Source organism: Kribbella sp. NPDC104740, assembly GCF_055583505.1.
On record NZ_JBVJNV010000001.1, the window covers coordinates 1366827 to 1382025 of the forward strand.

17 protein-coding genes are annotated in these 15199 nt (G+C 69.9%); 8 read left to right on the forward strand and 9 right to left on the reverse strand.

Going from position 1 to position 15199, the window contains the following annotated elements; genetic code table 11:
• Positions 1-48: 48 nt before the first annotated feature.
• Positions 49-816, forward strand: coding sequence for a DUF1206 domain-containing protein (locus ACZ6Z4_RS06320; RefSeq protein ID WP_465558762.1), 768 nt, complete (start codon positions 49-51; stop codon positions 814-816).
• Here ACZ6Z4_RS06320 and ACZ6Z4_RS06325 read toward each other — a convergent pair.
• The 3 genes from ACZ6Z4_RS06325 to ACZ6Z4_RS06335 form a co-directional block, all read right to left on the reverse strand.
• Positions 813-1478, reverse strand: a complete 666-nt coding sequence (locus ACZ6Z4_RS06325) for a hypothetical protein (protein WP_465558764.1) — start codon at positions 1476-1478, stop codon at positions 813-815. The genes ACZ6Z4_RS06320 and ACZ6Z4_RS06325 overlap by 4 nt on opposite strands.
• A complete protein-coding gene (locus tag ACZ6Z4_RS06330) occupies positions 1478-2080 on the reverse strand; it encodes a hypothetical protein (RefSeq protein WP_465558766.1) in 603 nt (200 codons plus the stop codon). The genes ACZ6Z4_RS06325 and ACZ6Z4_RS06330 overlap by 1 nt, the downstream gene beginning before the upstream one ends.
• Before the next feature lie 132 nt (positions 2081-2212).
• Positions 2213-2791: a dihydrofolate reductase family protein gene (locus tag ACZ6Z4_RS06335; RefSeq protein ID WP_465558768.1), complete on the reverse strand. Its 579-nt coding sequence runs from the start codon at positions 2789-2791 to the stop codon at positions 2213-2215.
• Positions 2792-2926: 135 nt separating this feature from the next.
• Between ACZ6Z4_RS06335 and ACZ6Z4_RS06340 the strand changes: the two genes are divergently transcribed.
• From ACZ6Z4_RS06340 to ACZ6Z4_RS06365, 6 genes are all read left to right on the forward strand, one after another.
• Complete coding sequence (locus tag ACZ6Z4_RS06340; protein WP_465558770.1) at positions 2927-4717, forward strand: ABC transporter substrate-binding protein; 1791 nt, start codon at positions 2927-2929, stop codon at positions 4715-4717.
• Positions 4718-4868: 151 nt separating this feature from the next.
• A complete protein-coding gene (locus ACZ6Z4_RS06345; protein ID WP_465558772.1) occupies positions 4869-5888 on the forward strand; it encodes an ABC transporter permease in 1020 nt (339 codons plus the stop codon).
• Positions 5885-6763, forward strand: a complete 879-nt coding sequence (locus ACZ6Z4_RS06350) for an ABC transporter permease (RefSeq protein ID WP_465558774.1) — start codon at positions 5885-5887, stop codon at positions 6761-6763. The genes ACZ6Z4_RS06345 and ACZ6Z4_RS06350 overlap by 4 nt, the downstream gene beginning before the upstream one ends.
• Entirely contained in the window at positions 6760-7716 is a 957-nt protein-coding gene (locus ACZ6Z4_RS06355; RefSeq protein ID WP_465558776.1) for an ABC transporter ATP-binding protein, read from the forward strand. Before ACZ6Z4_RS06350 ends, ACZ6Z4_RS06355 begins: the two co-directional genes overlap by 4 nt.
• Positions 7716-8639 (forward strand): ABC transporter ATP-binding protein, encoded by a 924-nt coding sequence (locus ACZ6Z4_RS06360; protein ID WP_465558778.1) that lies wholly within the window; start codon positions 7716-7718, stop codon positions 8637-8639. Before ACZ6Z4_RS06355 ends, ACZ6Z4_RS06360 begins: the two co-directional genes overlap by 1 nt.
• Positions 8636-9172 (forward strand): MOSC domain-containing protein, encoded by a 537-nt coding sequence (locus tag ACZ6Z4_RS06365; RefSeq protein WP_465558780.1) that lies wholly within the window; start codon positions 8636-8638, stop codon positions 9170-9172. Before ACZ6Z4_RS06360 ends, ACZ6Z4_RS06365 begins: the two co-directional genes overlap by 4 nt.
• Here ACZ6Z4_RS06365 and ACZ6Z4_RS06370 read toward each other — a convergent pair.
• Positions 9169-9681 carry a cupin domain-containing protein gene (locus tag ACZ6Z4_RS06370; protein WP_465558782.1) on the reverse strand — a complete coding sequence of 171 codons (513 nt, stop codon included), beginning with the start codon at positions 9679-9681 and terminating at the stop codon, positions 9169-9171. The genes ACZ6Z4_RS06365 and ACZ6Z4_RS06370 overlap by 4 nt on opposite strands.
• Between ACZ6Z4_RS06370 and ACZ6Z4_RS06375 the strand changes: the two genes are divergently transcribed.
• A complete protein-coding gene (locus ACZ6Z4_RS06375) occupies positions 9680-10051 on the forward strand; it encodes a winged helix-turn-helix transcriptional regulator (RefSeq protein WP_465558784.1) in 372 nt (123 codons plus the stop codon). The two genes, ACZ6Z4_RS06370 and ACZ6Z4_RS06375, sit on opposite strands and share 2 nt — an antisense overlap.
• Here the strand turns inward: ACZ6Z4_RS06375 and ACZ6Z4_RS06380 are convergent.
• The 5 genes from ACZ6Z4_RS06380 to ACZ6Z4_RS06400 are packed head-to-tail and all read right to left on the reverse strand — an operon-like array spanning position 10048 to position 15127.
• Entirely contained in the window at positions 10048-11340 is a 1293-nt protein-coding gene (locus ACZ6Z4_RS06380) for a DUF58 domain-containing protein (protein WP_465558787.1), read from the reverse strand. The genes ACZ6Z4_RS06375 and ACZ6Z4_RS06380 overlap by 4 nt on opposite strands.
• Positions 11340-12326: an AAA family ATPase gene (locus ACZ6Z4_RS06385; RefSeq protein ID WP_363676638.1), complete on the reverse strand. Its 987-nt coding sequence runs from the start codon at positions 12324-12326 to the stop codon at positions 11340-11342. Before ACZ6Z4_RS06385 ends, ACZ6Z4_RS06380 begins: the two co-directional genes overlap by 1 nt.
• The gene (locus ACZ6Z4_RS06390) at positions 12298-13464 is read right to left on the reverse strand and encodes a DUF4350 domain-containing protein (RefSeq protein WP_465558790.1); all 1167 of its coding nucleotides are present in this window, start codon (positions 13462-13464) and stop codon (positions 12298-12300) included. Before ACZ6Z4_RS06390 ends, ACZ6Z4_RS06385 begins: the two co-directional genes overlap by 29 nt.
• Positions 13461-14099, reverse strand: coding sequence for a DUF4129 domain-containing protein (locus tag ACZ6Z4_RS06395; RefSeq protein WP_465558792.1), 639 nt, complete (start codon positions 14097-14099; stop codon positions 13461-13463). The genes ACZ6Z4_RS06390 and ACZ6Z4_RS06395 overlap by 4 nt, the downstream gene beginning before the upstream one ends.
• A complete protein-coding gene (locus ACZ6Z4_RS06400; protein WP_465558794.1) occupies positions 14096-15127 on the reverse strand; it encodes a hypothetical protein in 1032 nt (343 codons plus the stop codon). The genes ACZ6Z4_RS06395 and ACZ6Z4_RS06400 overlap by 4 nt, the downstream gene beginning before the upstream one ends.
• Between the last annotated feature and the right edge of the window lie 72 nt (positions 15128-15199).

Genomic DNA, 15199 nt, shown 5'->3' on the forward strand with positions numbered 1-15199 from the left:
TACGTGATCCGCAGGACGGGGACCGCCAGCCACGTCGTGAGGAGCAGGATGAGCACCGCCAGTCAGGCCCAGAACAGCCGGGTGTACGACTACGCGATCACCGTCGGGTTGATCGCGTACGGCGTCGTCTACCTGCTGGTCGCGTGGATCGCGCTCCAGCTCGCTTTCGGGAAGTCGTCGGAGGAAGCGTCGCAGCAGGGCGCGTTGCAGGAGCTGGCCGACAAGCCGCTCGGCGGCGTGCTGCTCTGGGTGGTCGCGCTGGGACTCTTCGCGCTCGTGGTCTGGAAGGGCCTCGAGCTCGCCTACGGCCATCTGGACACCGAGAAGAAGGTCTCGTCGGCCGGTCGTCTCGGCATGTACCTCGTGCTCGGCATCAGCGCGATCAGGGTCGCGGTCGGGTCGGGTGGCGGTGGTAAGTCCAACCAGCAGTCGATGACCGCGAAGCTGATGGAGAACGGCGCCGGTCGCGTGCTCGTTGTACTGATCGGGCTGGTCATCATCGGCGTCGGCGTTCGCCAGCTGTACAAGGCGTACACGACCAAGTTCACCGAGGACCTGGTCGGTGGCGTCTCGCGCACCACGATCCGGCTCGGCCGGGTCGGGTACGCCGCCAAGGGGGTCGCGTTCTTCATCGTCGGCGCGCTGTTCGCCTGGGCCGCGATCGACTACGACCCGAGCAAGGCCGGCGGCCTCGACACCGCGATGCGCACGATCAAGGACCAGCCGTTCGGCACCGTGCTGCTGACCGTGATGGCGCTCGGCCTGGCCTGCTTCGGCGTCTACTGCTTCAGCTGGTCACGCAACGCCAAGCACTAAAGCGTTCCTCCCGTGGTCTGGTGGGCCAGGTTCGACGCCGGGCCACGGTAGAACGCCCGGATCCGGTACGACGCCTTGCGCTCGGCCGGGAGCGTGCTCAGCTCGGTGAAGGTCGCGCCGGGATCGATGAAACCGGCCACCCGGTACGCCGGTTGGCCGTCGGGCTTGATCTCCAGCAGGAAGCCTTCCTCGTCGGTGGCGTTGTCCTTCCAGGTGACCCGGACCTGGTCGCCGCCGGCCGACTTCACGGCCACGTCGGTCGGCGTACCGGCTTGTGCGCGGACCGATCCCGGCCGGGCCTGCTTGCCTTCGGCCCGGAAGATCGTTGTTGAGGGCAACTGAACCGCGACCGGGTCGGAGGCCGGGCCGAGCACCGGCGTCACCCGGTAGTAGAACGGCGTCTTCGGCATCAGGTCGGGGTGCTGGAACGTGTGCTCAGCCGGCGCGAGGAAGTCGAGGATCGTGTACTGCCCGTCCTTCTCGGTCGCGAACTCGACGATCGTGCTGGTCGCGGCGTCCGGCGTACCGGACCAGTCGAGCGTGATGTCGACCGGTGAGGTCAGGGTGGCGGTGAGCTGGACCCCGGCGGCGGCCGGCTGACCGGTTGCCGAGCAACCGGTCAGCGCAGCCACCGCCAGTGCAGCGACTGCGAGTCGGAGCACTACTTCCGCCAGAACTTCACGCCGCTCCAGACCGTGGTGATCGGGCCGGAGCCGCTGTCGGTCCGGTAGGAGCCGAACTTGTCGTAGAAGTTGCCGCCGGGGCTGCCCATGCTGTGCCGCTGCGACCCGTTGATGTAGGTCCGGTGGCCGCTGCCGACGACGTGCACGGTGTTCACCCGGACCGTGGTCCCGACCGGGGCGGCGCCGTTCTGGATGGTGTCACCGCCGACCCGGTAGAGCCGGCCGCCGCGTTCCACGGCGAGCATGAAGAACGGCCCGGCGGCGCTCTCGTTGAAGGTCTGCTTCAGCGAGATTCGGGTGCCACCCATCGAGCTGATCCGGAAGTAGCCCTCGAACTGGCGCGATCCGCTGGAGTAGGTGGCGTAGCGGCGCTCGGCGCGCTGGTCGCCGCTGCCGGTCGAGCAGGTGAGCTGAAAGGTCAGCCCGTTGATCTGGCCGCAGCCGCGTTCCTGCTCGGTGAACGACGGCGAGTAACTGGTCCAGCCGCCGGGCTCGACCTCGGCGGAGGCGGTCGGTACCGCGATCGCCGTACCGGCCACGGCGGCGGCGGTTGCGCAGAGCGCGCGAAGGGTTCGTCTCATGGGGGCACCTCATCGGATAGTCATTCGGGGCGGTAATCACTGTCCGCATGCGTTCGCTCACCATAGGGCAAACGTTTACCAGTCCAACAGTGGTCTGGATGGGAATTTCTGGAACCGAGTTCCACAAAGGCGTCAGCGCACGACGCGGTACCGCAGGTGCGTCGCGTCCCGGCCCTGCGCGACCTGCAGCGTCTCGAGCGCGATCTGGCCGGAGCCCAGGTGGTCGAACAGCCGGCGGCCGGCGCCGAACAGGACCGGGACGAGATGCAGCTGGATCTCGTCGAGCAGGCCGGCGGCGAGCAGGCGCTGGGTCAGGCCGGCACCGTGGACCATCACGTTCCGGTCGCCGGCGGCCTTCTTCGCCTCCGCGACGGCGTACTCGAGGTCGTCGACGTAGTGCACGTTCGGCCAGCCGGCGAACTCGGCGGGCGCCGGGTGGCGGCTGAGGATGTAGATCTGGATGCCGTCGTGGTGGTCGCCGCCCCAGCCGCCGGCGGGCTCGAAGGTTCCCCGGCCGGCGATCACCGCGCCGGTCGTCAGGAAGTCGTCGAGGACGGCGCGGTCGGCCGCGCCCAGTGTGCTCGGGTCGTCCAGCGCGCCCCAGGCGTGCAGCCGGTCGCCGCCGTCGCCGAGGCCGTTGGCGTAGGTCTCGTTCGGCCCGGCGATGAAGCCGTCCAGGGACATCGACATGTAGAGCACGGTCGAGGACATCCGGCACCTTCTCCCGCTCGGTTGGTAGCAGCAGTATCACAAGTGCCCGCGCAGCGAAGTAATTCATTGACATCTCTTGATGAACTGGTGTTGCTTTCTCTCTAAACGGCGCTCTGGTGAGAGGTGCGTGGCGTGATGAGGAAGTGGTTCGCGGGGCTGGCGGCGGTGGCGCTGCTGGCGATCGGGACGGCGCCGGCGCAGGCGGCCGAACCGGGCAAGGCCAAGGTCGTGCGGGTCGGCGCGACCCAGTCGATGGACTCGATGAACCCGTTCCTCGGGGTCCGGCTGGTGTCCACCTCGATCTTCCGGTGGACCTACGGGTTCCTCACCGTTCCGGACGCCAAGACGCTGCAGCCGAGTGCCGATCTGGCCGAGTCCTGGACGACGTCGCCGGACGGGCTGACCTGGACGTTCAAGATCCGCCAGGCGAAGTGGTCCGACGGCCAGCCGATCACCGCCGACGACGCGGCCTGGACGTTCACCACGATGATGACCGATGACGGCGCGAAGACCGCGAACGGCCCGGCGGTGGAGAACTTCGCCAGCGTGACGGCGTCCGGCCAGGACCTCACCATCAAACTCAAGTCGCCGCAGGCCTCGATGCTGGAGAACCCGGTGCCGATCATGCCCAAGCACGTCTGGGAGAAGGTCGGCGACATCGGCAAGTTCGACGCCGAGACCTACCCGGCGGTGAGCAGCGGCCCGTACGTCGCGGTCGAGCACAAGAAGGACCAGTACGTGAAGCTGAAGGCGAACCCGGAGTACTGGCGGGGTGCGCCGAAGATCGACGAGCTGCAGGTGATCTTCTACGACAACCCGGCGGCCGCGGTGGTCGGGCTGAAGAAGGGCGACATCGACCTGCTCGGCCGGCTCGCGCCGCCGGACTTCGAGGCGCTCAAGGGCGACCCGAACGTGGTCCAGTGGAACAACGAGGGCCGGCGGTCGTCGTACCTGCAGATCAACCACGGCGCGACCACCAGTGACAACAAGCCGATCGGTGACGGGCACCCGGCGCTGAAGGACCCGAAGGTCCGGCAAGCGCTGCACTACGCGATCGACAAGCAGAAGCTCGTCGACGAGGTGCAGAACGGGCTGGCCAAGCCGGCCGACGGCTCGATCGTGCCGCCGATGTACAAGGACTTCTTCTGGCAGGCCGAGGGTGACAAGAAGATCTCCTTCGACCTGGCCAAGGCCAACCAGATCCTCGACGCCGCGGGCTACAAGAAGGGGGCCGATGGCATCAGAACGATGCCGGACGGCTCCCGCAAGCTGCAGTTCCGGTTCAGCATCCACACCGACACCCCGATCGAGGACAAGCTCGCGGAGTACCTGACCGGCTGGTTCAAGGAGCTCGGCATCACGCTGACCACCAAGCGGCTGGACTCCAGCAAGTTCACCGAGGAGACCGGTACGACGGCCCTGTTCGACATCGCGATCAGCGGCTGGTCGGTCAACCCCGACCCGGAGGAGGTGCTGGCCACGCACCTGTGCAGCCGGCGCCCGACCGCGTCCGGCGAGGGCGGCGGCACCGAGTCGTTCTACTGCGACCCGCAGTTCGAGCAGCTCTACCAGCAGCAGCTCAAGGAGCTCGACCGGACCAAGCGGGCCGGGATCATCAAGCAGATGGAGGAGCGGCTCTACACCGACGCGCCGGTCATCGCGCTCTACTACCCGAACGACCTCGAGGGCTACCGCAAGGACCGGATCGCCAGCATCACGCCGATCCCGGAGGACAACGGCATCCTGTACGGCGGCAGCGGCTACTGGCCGTTCTACACGGTCGAAGCGGTCACGGCCGACACCGCGGAGGAGGGCGGGACCAACACGGGCCTGATCGTCGGCGCCGGCATCGGTGTCGTCGTACTCGCCGGCGTCGTGCTGCTCTTCCTGCGCCGCAACGGCAAGGCCGCGGACGACCGCGAATGACAGTGCTTTTGGCGTCGACTTCGTCGCCGCGGGTTTTGGGGCTTTCTCGCCCGCTCTTCCCTCGTCGTTCGGTCGCTGCGCTCCCTCTCTCCTCAGTCCAGAGCGGGCGGCCCCAAAACCTTGGGGGACTCCTGGATTCGGAGTGGGCACCGTGACCTTCACCCAGGAACTGGAGGAGAGCCCGGCCCGCCACGGCATGCTGCGGTACGCCCTGAGCAAGGCGGGTGGGGCTCTGCTCAGCATCTCGATGGTGATCGTGGCGACGTTCTTCCTGTTCCGGCTGCTGCCGGGGGACCCGGTCCGTGCGCTCGCGCAGGGCCGGAACATGACCCCGGAGCAGCTGGACCTGGAGCGGCACCGGCTCGGGCTGGACAAGTCGCTGCCCGAGCAGTTCTTCCAGTTCGTCAAGCAGACGGTGCAGTTCGACCTCGGTACGTCGTACGAGTACAAGCGGCCGGTGCTCGACCTGATCGGGGAGCGGATCGGCTCGACGCTGCTGCTCACCGGGACGGCGCTGGTGATGGCGGTCAGCCTCGGGATCTGGCAGGGCGCCCGCGCGGGCTGGAAGCCGGGGAGCAGGTTCGACAAGTTCTCCACGGCGATCTCGCTGGTGCTCTGGTCGGTGCCGACGTTCTGGCTCGGGCTCCTGCTGCTGATGGTGTTCGCGGCCGGCGTCGGCCCGATCCCGGGGATCTTCCCGACCCGCGGCATCGAGAGCGTCGACGCGCCGGACGGGTTCGCCTACATCCTCGACGTGGCCAAGCACATGGTGCTGCCGTGCCTCACGATGGTGGCGGTCGTGTACGCCCAGTACCTGCTGGTGATGCGGTCGTCCGTGCTCGACGAGGTCGGCCAGGACTACGTCACCACGGCCCGCGCGAAGGGCCTCAAGGACGACGACGTACGCCGTAAGCACGCCGTACCGAACGCGCTGCTGCCGACCGTGACGCTGGTCTTCATGCGGATCGGTTTCGTCGTCGGCGGCGCGGTCACGGTCGAGGCGATCTTCAGCTGGCCGGGCCTCGGGCAGCTGTTCTACGAGGCGATCCGGGTGCCGGACTTCACGTTGATGCAGGGCACCTTCCTGCTGATCACGGTCTCGGTGATCGTGATGAACACGCTCGCCGACGTCGTCTACCACCTGCTCGACCCGAGGGTGAGGTCCGCATGAGTGTCACCTGGACCCGGCGGAAGCGTTCCCTGCAACGGTTCTGGGCCGACTTCCGGCACCACCGCGCGGGCGTCGTCGGCCTGGCGATCCTGGTCGTGGCCGTGCTGCTCGCGCTGATCGCGCCGCTGTTCATCGACTCCGGCGTGACCAACGTGGTCAGCGGCACCGGCGAGAAGATGGCGCCGCCGAGCTGGGACGCGCCGCTCGGCACCGACGAGTCCGGCCGGTCGGTACTGCTGATGATCTGGTGGGGTTCGCGGACGTCACTGCTGATCGGCTTCCTCGCGGCCCTGCTGAGCATGGTGATCGGGACCGTGCTGGGCATCGTCGCCGGGCACTTCCGCGGCTGGATCGGCGCGGTCGTGCTGCGCATCACCGACTGGTTCCTGGTGCTGCCGTCGCTGGTCACCGCGCTGGTGCTGGCCGCGATCCTCGGCGGCAGTACGGCGACGATCGTGGTCGCGATCGGCGTCACCTCGTGGCCGTCGACCGCGCGGCTGATCCGCGCCCAGACCCTCGCGGTCGAGGCCCGGCCGTACATCGAACGCTCGACCGCGCTCGGCGGCGGGCACTGGCACATCGCCACCCGGCACGTGCTGCCGAACGTCGCGCCGTTGCTGCTGGCCAGCACCACGCTGGAGGTCGCGAGCGCGATCGTCACCGAGTCCACGCTGGCCTTTCTCGGGATCAGCGCCAACAAGACCTCGTGGGGGACCATGCTGCGCGGCTCGTACGACTGGGGCGCGGCGACGTCGGGCGCGTGGTGGTACATCCTCGTACCGGGGCTGTGCATCGTCGCGGTGGTGATGGCGTTCACGCTCTGCGGGCGCGCGCTGGAGACGGTGCTCAACCCGCGGCTGCGAGGTGCGCGATGAGCCTCCTCGAACTGGACGATCTCTCGGTCACCTACCGGATCTCGGGTGGTGGCGAGGTCCCCGCCGTACGAGGTGTCTCGCTGAGTCTGAACGCCGGTGAGGCGCTCGGCGTCGTCGGCGAGTCCGGCTCCGGCAAGTCCTCACTGGCGATGGCGATCCTGCGCCTGCTCCCTCGCGACGCGCGGGTCGGTGGCAAGATCCTGCTCGACGGCGACGACGTGCTGACCATGTCCTGGGGCAAGCTGCGCGCGGTCCGCTGGGCCGAGGCGTCGATCGTCTTCCAGGGCGCGCAGCACGGCCTCAACCCGGTCCGCCGGATCGGCGAGCAGATCGCCGAACCGCTGCTCGTCCACAAGCTGGCCGGTCCCGAGAAGGCCCGCAAGCGCGTCGCCGAGCTGCTCGACCAGGTCGGCCTCCCGGCCTGGCGTGCGAAGAGCTACCCGCACGAGCTGAGTGGTGGCCAACGGCAACGAGTCATGATCGCGATGGCGCTGGCCTGCGAGCCGCGCCTGATCATCGCCGACGAGCCGACCACCGCGCTGGACGTGATGGTCCAGGCCCAGGTGCTGACCCTGATCCGCGAGCTGGTCGCCGCCGAGGACATCGCGCTGCTGATGATCTCCCACGACCTGTCCGTGCTCGCCGATCTCTGCGACCGGCTCGCCGTCATGTACGCCGGCCGCGTGGTCGAGGCCGGTCCGGCGGGCGGCGCGTTCGCGCACCCGTACAGCCGGGCCCTGTCGGCCGCGTTCCCGACGATCGGCGACCCGGCGTCGCGGCTCGCGCCGAAGGGCCTCGGCGGCGATCCGCCGGACCCGGCCGCGCTGCCGCCGGGCTGCGTCTTCCACCCGCGCTGCGCGGTGGCGCAGGAGACCTGCTCGACGGTCGAGGTCGAGCTGCGGCCGGCGGGCGACCGGCGTACGGCGGCGTGCGTGCTGGTCGGGGAGGCCTGATGCTCGAGGCAAGGAACCTGTCGGTCGAGTTCGCGGCCCGCGGACGGCGCGCGCGGGCCGTCGACGGGGTGAACCTGGCGGTCGGCGCGGGCGAGATCGTCGCGCTGGTCGGTGAGTCCGGCTGCGGTAAGACGACGCTCGCGCGGACGCTGCTCGGGCTGGAAAGACCGGCTGGCGGCCAGGTCCTCTACAACGACGAGCCCCTGAGCTACCGCCCTCGTGACCTCAAGTCCTATCGTCGGCAGGTCCAGCTCGTTCTCCAGGACCCCACCGGTTCCCTCAACCCGCGGCAGACCGTGTACGAAGCTGTTGCCGAGGGCCCGCGAATCCACAAACTGCCGGACGAGGAGAAGGTGGTCGCCGACGCGCTGTCCCGCGCCGGTCTGCGGCCGCCGGAGCGGTTCTTCCTGCGCTACCCGCACGAGCTGTCCGGCGGTCAACGCCAGCGGGTGGTGATCGCGGGCGCGCTGGCCCTCAACCCGCAGGTCCTGATCGCCGACGAGCCCGTCGCGTCCCTCGACGCCTCGGTTCGTGGCGAGATCCTCGCGCTGCTGCTCAAGCTGCGCGACGAGCTCGGGCTGTCCGCGCTCGTCGTCACTCACGACCTCGGGCTGGCCTGGAACATCGCCGACCGGGTCGCGGTGATGTACCTGGGCCGGATCGTGGAGTCTGGGCCGACCGAGCAGGTCCTGCAGAACCCGCAGCACCCGTACACGAAAGCGCTGCTGTCGGTGCTACCCGAGTCGCCGGAGAAGATCGTGCTCACCGGTGAGCCGCCGGACCCGACCCGGATCCCGTCCGGCTGCCGCTTCCACCCGCGCTGCCAGGTGGTCGTCGCGGAGTGCCGCACGGTGCCGCTGGAGATCCTGCCCGCCGCCGTGTCGCAGCAGGCAGCATGCCATCTCCTTAAGCTGGACGGGTGAGAGTCCACTCGGTCAACCACGACACCCGGCACTGGTTCAGCAAGCCGCCGGTGCCCGAGATCACGCTGATCGAGGGCATCGGCGTCGAAGGCGACGCGCACTCAGGCGCCACCGTCCAGCATCTGCACCTGATCAAGGTCGACGCCTCGGCGCCGAACTTGCGCCAGGTGCACCTGATCCAGGCCGAGCTGTTCGCCGTACTGTCCGAAGCCGGGTACGACGTCGGGCCGGGCGATCTCGGCGAGAACGTCACGACGTACGGCGTGGACCTGCTCAACCTGCCCACCGGCACCGAGCTCCACCTGGGCGACACCGCCGTCGTCACCCTCACCGGCCTGCGCAACCCGTGCACGCAGATCAACAAGTTCCGCAAGGGGCTGCTGAAGACGATGCTCCACAAGGACGCCGCCGGCGAGGTCGTGCGCCTGACCGGCGTGATGTCGGTGGTGAACCAGGGCGGAGTGGTCCGGCCGGGCGACCAGCTGAAGGTGGTCTACCCGGCCGAACCACACCAGCCGCTCGACCTGGTCTAGTCGCGGTCTGGCAGGTCGATCGTCGTGGCCAGCTCGGTCATCGTGGCGAAGCGGGCGAGCAGGTCGTCGTTGACCGGCGGTACCGGCTGACCCGGTACGGCGGGCAGCGCGTGGTCCGCGATCACCTGCTCGGGACCGGCCGGGCTGAACATGAACAGCATCCGGGCGGCATGACTGGCGACGTTGCGGAAGCGGTGCCGGACGCCGCGCGGAACGTGTACGAAGTCGCCCGCCACGGCGGTGAACGTCTTCTCGCCGTCCAGGAACTCCAGCTCGCCGGCCAGGATGTAGAAGCTCTCCTCCTCGCTCGGGTGCGCGTGCGGCGGCGGGCCGCCGCCGGCCGGCACGGTCGCCTCGATCAGCCCGAAGCCGCCCTTGGTCTGCGCCCCGGTCGCCTTGATCGTGTAGATGTCGTCCGCGGCCCAGACCGTCGGGCCGGTCCCGGCCGGCACGTACAGGGCGCCGCTGCGGTACCAGGCCGGGTCGTCGTATCGCGGAGGGAACCCCATGCCGACCACGTTCCCGGGGCACACCGAGGCGGAGTGCGACTTGGCCCGGACGGTGCTCAGCCTGATCGGTGAGAAGTGGCCGCTCGTCGTGCTGCACCAGCTGACCGCGGGCCCGCTGCGCTTCAACGAGCTCCGGCGGCTGCTGGCGCCGATCACCCAGCGGATGCTGAGCCAGAGCCTGCGCGGGCTGGAACGCGACGGGCTGGTCAGCCGGACGGTGCACCCGACGGTGCCACCGCAGGTCGAGTACGCCCTGACCGATGTCGGCCGGACGTTCAACACGATGGTCCAGGGCATCGCGACCTGGACCGAGGAGAATCTAGAGGCAGTAACAGCAGCCCGAGCTGCGTACGCTGCAAAAGTAGGTTAAAGGCGGCCAGCTTTTTTCAATGCCAAGTATGTGTCGGCCAGCGCCGGGGCGATCTGGTCCGGGTTCTCGTCGACCACAGTGACGCCTGCTCGCGCCAGTACCGCGGTGACGCGTTCACGGTCGAGGCGTGAGCGGGCAGCCGAGGCGGCGCCGTACAGCTCGATCAGGTCGGCGCGGGCGGCTTCGAGCTCGTCGAGGCGCGGGTCGGCGACCGACGCGAGCACGACGACGTGCCGGCGCAGCAGCGGGCCGATGACCGGCAGCAGCGACTCCTCGATCACCGCGGGCTCGAGTCCCGTGAGGAGGACGACCAGCGAGCGCTGACCCAACCGCTCGAGCGTCTGCGACACGACGACGCGGAAATCCGTCTGCACGAGCTCGGCATCGACGTTGGCCAGCGCGTTCACGAACGACGGCAGCACGTCCTCCGGCGCCGGACGCCGTACGTCGGCCCGGACCGCGGAATCGCAAGCCAGCAACGAAACCCGGTCACCAGCCCGCGTCGCCAGCGCCGCGAGCAGCAGCGCGGCGTCCATCGCGTGGTCGAGCCGCGGCGCGTCGCCGACCCGACCGGCGGACATCCGCCCGGAGTCGATCACGATCGCCACCTGCCGGTCCCGCTCCGGCCGCCAGGTCCGCAGTACGACGCTGCTCCGCCGCGCGGTCGCCCGCCAGTCGATGCTGCGCACGTCGTCGCCCGGCACGTAGTCGCGCAGCGAGTCGAACTCCGTCCCCTGCCCGCGCACCAGCAGCGCGGTCCGCCCGTCCAGCTCACGCAGCCGGGCCAGTCGCGACGGCAGGTGCTTGCGGCTGTTGAACGGCGGCAGCGCCCGTACAGTCCACGGCACGTCGTGCGACCCCTGCCGTCCAGCAAACCCCAGCGGCCCAACAGACCGCACAGTCACCCGATAGGCCTTCCGGTCACCACGCCGCGTCGGCACCAGGTGCGTCATCAGTCGCCGCCGCTCACCACCCGGCAGATCCAGCTTGTGCGGAGGATCCAGTACGCCGGCAGACGGCGGCCAAGCGTCCCGCAACAACCCCCGCACCCGCCGCCCCGGATTGGCGACCAGCAACGTCACCACAGCCTGCTGCCCGAGCCGCACAGCCGTGTCCCCGTCCCTGCTGAGCTGCAGCCGCCGCGGCGACCCAGCGAGCAGCAGGTCGACCAGGCACACCACCAGGACGACAGCAACGACCAGACCGACACCGGACCAGCTCGGCATCGCCAGGGCGACGAAGACGACTCCCAAGCCGGCCAGCAGACCGGCCCGGCCAGTGACGACCATCAGCGTGGAACCGGAACGGTGGCCAGCACGCTCTCCAGTACGGCGTCCGCCGTGACGCCCTCCAGCTCGGCCTCCGGCCGGATCTGCACCCGGTGCCGCAGACAGGGGCGAGCCATCGCCTTCACGTCGTCCGGGATCACGTAGTCACGCCCGGACAGCCAGGCCCAGGCCCGGGCGACCGCCAGCAGGGCGGTGGCACCACGCGGCGACACCCCGAGCTGCAGCGACGGCGACTGCCTGGTCGCCCGGCACAGGTCCACGACGTAGGCCAGCAGGTCCTCCCGTACGGCGACCCGGCGTACGGCGGCCTGCCCGGCGAGTAGGTCCTCCGGCCCGGCGACCGGGCGGATCCCGGCAGCGACCAGGTCCCGCGGGTCGAACCCCTGCGCGTGCCGAGCCAGTACGGCGATCTCCGCGTCCCGCGGCGGGATGTCCAGCGTCACCTTGAGCAGGAAGCGGTCGAGCTGGGCCTCCGGCAACGGGTACGTGCCCTCGTACTCGATCGGGTTCTGCGTCGCGGCGACGACGAACGGCGACGGCAGCTTGCGCGGCTCGCCGTCGACGGTGACCTGCCGCTCCTCCATCGCCTCCAGCAGCGCGGCCTGGGTCTTCGGCGGCGTCCGGTTGATCTCGTCGGCGAGCAGGATGTTGGTGAACACCGGCCCGGGCCGGAACTCGAACTCGCTGGTCTTGGCGTCGTACACCAGCGACCCGGTGACGTCACCGGGCATCAGGTCCGGGGTGAACTGGACCCGCTTGGTGTCCAGCCGCATCGCCATCGACAGCGCCCGCACCATCAGCGTCTTCGCCGTACCGGGGACGCCCTCGAGCAGCACGTGGCCACGGCAGAGCAGGGCGAGCACCAGGGCGGTGACGGCGGTGTCCTGGCCGACGACGGCCTTGCCGATCTCCGTGCGCAGCTCGACCAGAGCCTGGCGGGCCCGCTCGGGGGTCACCTCAGCGGTCCGTTGTGCTTCCGCCGTCACGGGCTACCTCCTGGGTCAGTACTTGCAGAGCGTCGGACAGAGAAATGAGTGCGGCGTCGTCGACCGGAGGCCCGCCGTAGAGGATGTCGTACAGCATCGCCGGGTCCAGACCGGTCCGGGCAGCGAGCGCACTGACCACTGCGGTCGGGTCGGCCCGGCGGGGGATGCCGTGGACCTTGTAGATCTTGCCGAGCGCCGACTCACGCAGCGCGGCAGCAGCTCGGTCCCTGGCGCGTGAACGCCGGTAGAGCCGAGCCCGGCCCTCGGTGGTCTCAGCAGCGTGGACGACGACCGGCAGCGGCTCCGGGACGACCGGACCGAGCCGCCGGCCCCGCCAGAGCGCGACGACGAATACCGCGAAGGCCAGCGCCCAGGCGATGTACCGGACGTCCGGCGGGATCAGCGGCGGGCCGTCACCGGTGCCGGCGTCGTCGAAGTCCGACGACTCGTACTGCGGGAGGTACCAGACCAGCTCCGGGTGGGTGCCGAGCAGGTTGAGGGCGAGCGCCGCGTTGCCGTCGTCGGCCAGCTCGGCGTTCGTGAACGACTGCTGGGTGCCGACCACGTCGACGGTCCGGCCGTCGCGCTCGATCCGGACCAGGGTGGAGTTGATGCCGTCGCCGTAGCAGGACTGGGCCTGCCGAGGGGCCGTGTACGTCGTACCGCGGACCGTCACCGTGCCGGCCTTGAGCGCCGCCGGCAGGTCGCAGCCGGGGGAGCGGCTCCCGGCGGGCAGCGTGGAGCTGGCGTTCTCGATGCCGGGGGCAAGCGTCTCCAGCGCCTCGCGGCCGGGCCGGATCAGGATCAGGTGCTCCCATCTCGACGAGTCGATCCGGCGCCAGTCGCTGCTGCTCAGGTTCCCCGACGGGCCGATCAGCAAGGCCCGGTCGGCTCCGCTGCCCACCGCGTCGTCCAGGCTCTCCGTGCCGGTCACCTGGACGCCGTGGTCCTCCAGCAGTGTGGCCAGCGCCTTGGCGCCGCTGCCCTCGGCAGAGTCCGGGCTGAACGGACCAGAGGTCCGCGCAGCCGTCAGAACCATCAGCACGACCACACCGAGCACGATGACCGCTGTCGCCAGCAGGGGGATCCGGAGCGCTCGCCAGCCTTCGCCGACGCTCCGGCCGACCGGAGTGCTCATCCCTGGACCAGCGCCCTCGTGGAGACCCGGCGGGCCGCCTCGTCGGCAGCCACCACCGCGGCGTAGCGCTCCGGCGTACCGGGGCGGTTGCCGTAGACAACCTCCGTGAAGGCGTCGGCTGCTGGGCGCAGCGGGTCGCGCAGCGCAGGCACAGCGCGACCTGCGTCGGCTGCTGCCTCGTACGCCGTACGCCCGGCTCTCTCGTCGAGCACTGTGCGTTCCGTCAGCTCAGCAACACAAGCGCGGAACCTACTGCGTACTGCCGACCTGTAGTCACCCGCAGCGGCCTCCTGCTCTGCCTGCGAGCGGTACTGGGCTGCACTGCGTGGACGCTCGGTGTCGAACACTGTCTGGCTGGCCTTGCCTCCTGACGTCCGCAGCACACCAGCGCGCCACAGCACGACCACCACGACCAGGGCGATCAGCCCGAACAGCAGGATCAGCCCGGTGCGCCCGTTGGTGCTGGGACTGACCAGACCGTCCAGCAGGTCGGCGATCCACTCGAACACCTTCTGGACCGCCCTGCTGACCAGGGAGTCGCCCGCCTGGCCGTAGACCGGCTTGGACAGCTCCCGGGCCGCCTCGGCGGCCGCCTCTTCCCGGCTGATGTCGACCGGGGGTTCGAAAGGAATCAACGTTGCCACTCCGTCGGTCCGGGCACGGTCGGCCGCAGCGAGGGCCGCATCCACAGGTCGAGCCCCTCACGGCGTACGCGGAGGTCCAGGTAGATCAGCGCCTGGACGGCGGACATGAAGGCCAGGCTGGCGATCAGCGTGGCCACGGTCGCCGTACCGGCAGCGGCCGCGACGGCGATCCCGACGATCAGCGCGGCGTCGCCATCGCTGCTGTCGACCCAGCTGCCGAGCGTCAGCACCAGCGTGGTCACGCCGAACTGCAGCGCGTAGCTGACGATGTTGACCACCACACCGCCGAACAGCAGCACACCGAAGACCCGCCAGAACCTGCCCTTGACCAGGTACCAGGAACGCTTCAGCGCGCCCCAGACGCCAACCCTGGCAGGCACGTAGAGGCCGATGTCGGGTGCGTGCTTGCCCTCCATCAGCACCACCGTCCCGGACAGCACCAGCCGGATGCCGAAGATGATCACCAGCACGGCGCCGATCAGGATCATCGCCAGCGCGACGAATCCGGCCACGTCCGACGAGATCGTGGCGTCCGCACCGAGCCCGACACCGAAGACACTGAGCCCCCAGCCCGCCAGCAGTACGACGAACGACAGCGACTGCAGCAGCCCGACACCGGCCAGCGCAGGCAGCGCCGGCCGGACCAGCCGCAGCAGCTCCCGCGGCCCGAGCCGCCGGCCCAGCTGACTGCGGACCGCCGCCAGCGCGATGATCCCGGCCAGCATGCTCGACACCACCGCGAACAGCACCAGTTGCACGCCGTACATCAGCAGGAGCGCGGCACCGGCCTGCTCCAGCGGGTCGTCCTCGCCGAACAGGGCGCCGATCCCCCCGGGCACCGTCAGCTGGGTCAGACCGGCCTGGACGGCGGCCAGCGCGATCCCCGCCAGCACCGGCAGGCCCAGCATGATCGCCTTGTTCTCCGAGATGGTCCGGGCCGCGTTGTCCAGCAGGTCGGCCGGCAGCCAGGGCCGCAGCGGGTCCCCGCCGCCGTCGCGCACCCCGAGGTCGTCGCGCACGCCGTACCTCCCCTCGCGTCCCCGCCCCGGGTTGTCCCCCGGGCACGACTTGCACCATGATCACCCCCCGGG

Excerpts from the sequence above, each read along its gene's own strand:
- ACZ6Z4_RS06320 (WP_465558762.1), top strand. The coding sequence starts at position 49 with ATGAGCACCGCCAGTCAGGCCCAGAACAGCCGGGTGTACGACTACGCG.
- ACZ6Z4_RS06330 (WP_465558766.1), bottom strand. The coding sequence starts at position 2,080 with ATGAGACGAACCCTTCGCGCGCTCTGCGCAACCGCCGCCGCCGTGGCC.
- ACZ6Z4_RS06335 (WP_465558768.1), bottom strand. The coding sequence starts at position 2,791 with ATGTCCTCGACCGTGCTCTACATGTCGATGTCCCTGGACGGCTTCATC.
- ACZ6Z4_RS06340 (WP_465558770.1), top strand. The coding sequence starts at position 2,927 with ATGAGGAAGTGGTTCGCGGGGCTGGCGGCGGTGGCGCTGCTGGCGATC.
- ACZ6Z4_RS06350 (WP_465558774.1), top strand. The coding sequence starts at position 5,885 with ATGAGTGTCACCTGGACCCGGCGGAAGCGTTCCCTGCAACGGTTCTGG.
- ACZ6Z4_RS06355 (WP_465558776.1), top strand. The coding sequence starts at position 6,760 with ATGAGCCTCCTCGAACTGGACGATCTCTCGGTCACCTACCGGATCTCG.
- ACZ6Z4_RS06360 (WP_465558778.1), top strand. The coding sequence starts at position 7,716 with ATGCTCGAGGCAAGGAACCTGTCGGTCGAGTTCGCGGCCCGCGGACGG.
- ACZ6Z4_RS06375 (WP_465558784.1), top strand. The coding sequence starts at position 9,680 with ATGCCGACCACGTTCCCGGGGCACACCGAGGCGGAGTGCGACTTGGCC.
- ACZ6Z4_RS06370 (WP_465558782.1), bottom strand. The coding sequence starts at position 9,681 with ATGGGGTTCCCTCCGCGATACGACGACCCGGCCTGGTACCGCAGCGGC.
- ACZ6Z4_RS06380 (WP_465558787.1), bottom strand. The coding sequence starts at position 11,340 with ATGGTCGTCACTGGCCGGGCCGGTCTGCTGGCCGGCTTGGGAGTCGTC.
- ACZ6Z4_RS06390 (WP_465558790.1), bottom strand. The coding sequence starts at position 13,464 with ATGAGCACTCCGGTCGGCCGGAGCGTCGGCGAAGGCTGGCGAGCGCTC.